We start from the raw sequence: 1434 nt of genomic DNA, 5'->3' as shown, positions 1-1434 counted from the left end.
ACAGATTACACCGCAACTTACTTTCTCTTCCATACACCAGAAATCAGCATAGCTCGATCCAAATTATCGACAAAGTCTTTGATTTCTGGTGCATCTAAAGCGTACTTCGCTAGAGCAATATTTAACTGAGCTAATTTCACAATGCTTCTTCCTTGAATGATTATGATAAAAATAGAGAACGCTGCGATAAGCAATAACCATTCGCCAATCTCAGATCCTCACTGATACTTTACACCGTAACACGAAAGCTAAATTGATTGTTTTGTTATTGATTTCATTACATCCAACTTTTTATGTAGTCGCTGATAAGTTCATTGGCTTTGAAAAAAGGGCTAATTGGAAGTGTGAGGTTCAGTTGTTCAATATCTACAACCTCACAGCCATTTAAAGCCTCGAATTCAACCCAAGAACATTCATCTACTTTTCGAATCACGTTTGATTCTAATAAAAGTTGAGCAAAATGAGCTGGGCTGTAACCCTTAGTTTCTGCAATAAAATGCTGCTTTTCTGAGGTTTGCTTTTGCGCTAACAACAAATAGAATTTGGCGATGTCATAGACGTGGACGTATTGATTATACCCTTGGGATGGGACAGCTACCTTAACGGTTCGATTTGCATACGATTCGATGATTCGCTTTAATTGGCAATTGTCACCGCCATATACCAAGCTCGGGCAGTAAACGATATGCCAGTTAGTACCAATCACGGAATGAATTGTTTTTACGTCTAACTCAACGGCCTTTAAAGGTTTAAGCCTAAACTCTTTAAGGTCTTGTTGAGATGCATGACCAAACAGCCAAACTCCCGATGTGTGGATCTTTATCGCATCTTCAGACGCAAACCTATCAAGCTGTGTGAGCAAACCATGTTCAATGTCTACGATTTCAACTGGCGAAAATTCTGACCAGTGAGGGCGTGCGCAATTGATAACCACATCGAAGTAATCTTCATAATCTGTGGATAGGTCTTTGATGTAATCCGAACAAGGGACAATGCCTTTGTCCCTCCTGTATCCAAAAACATCAAAACCACTGTTTACGAATGCCTTCGTAATGTGACGACCAATATAACCATTGGCACCTGCTATTAAAACTCTCATTCATTCCCTAAATTAAACACCAAGCTTCAACCGTTGACCATTTATTCTTCATAAAAACAAATATAATGTTAGCGATTAAAAATACGCAGGTATCGCGCCTTTGAATTCCGCGTTATCACTCGTACTGTACATACAGTCAGACCCTTCAATTGCGGTAAATCCTAGTCGCCTATAAAACTCTTTGTCAATATCACTATGCAGAAACAACGCCTTACTATTTTGATTTTGGAATAGCTCATCTTTTACCAAGTTAATTAATTTTGAAGCATAGCCTTTGCCCCTTCATAGACAGAACCTTAAGCACTAAGCTCAGCGTAAATTCCGTCTAACGTAAT

Annotated in this window: 1 protein-coding gene and 2 pseudogenes; all 3 read right to left on the bottom strand. The window is 38.9% G+C overall.

The window, feature by feature from the left end:
• Positions 1–32: 32 nt before the first annotated feature.
• Positions 33–140 (bottom strand): annotated as a pseudogene (locus ACED46_RS21885) (DUF3291 domain-containing protein); the annotation flags it as partial.
• A 137-nt stretch (positions 141–277) separates the two neighbouring features.
• Positions 278–1099 (bottom strand): NAD(P)-dependent oxidoreductase, encoded by an 822-nt coding sequence (locus ACED46_RS21880; protein WP_017063940.1) that lies wholly within the window; start codon positions 1097–1099, stop codon positions 278–280.
• 75 nt (positions 1100–1174) lie between these two features.
• Positions 1175–1381: pseudogene (locus ACED46_RS21875) on the bottom strand (GNAT family N-acetyltransferase); the annotation flags it as partial.
• Positions 1382–1434: the final 53 nt, after the last annotated feature.

Source organism: Vibrio sp. 1S139 (assembly GCF_041439475.1).
In the GTDB taxonomy this organism is placed as follows: domain Bacteria; phylum Pseudomonadota; class Gammaproteobacteria; order Enterobacterales; family Vibrionaceae; genus Vibrio; species Vibrio crassostreae_C.
The sequence above is the reverse complement of the archived record's forward strand: the minus strand, read 5'-3'. Positions and strand labels throughout refer to the sequence as shown.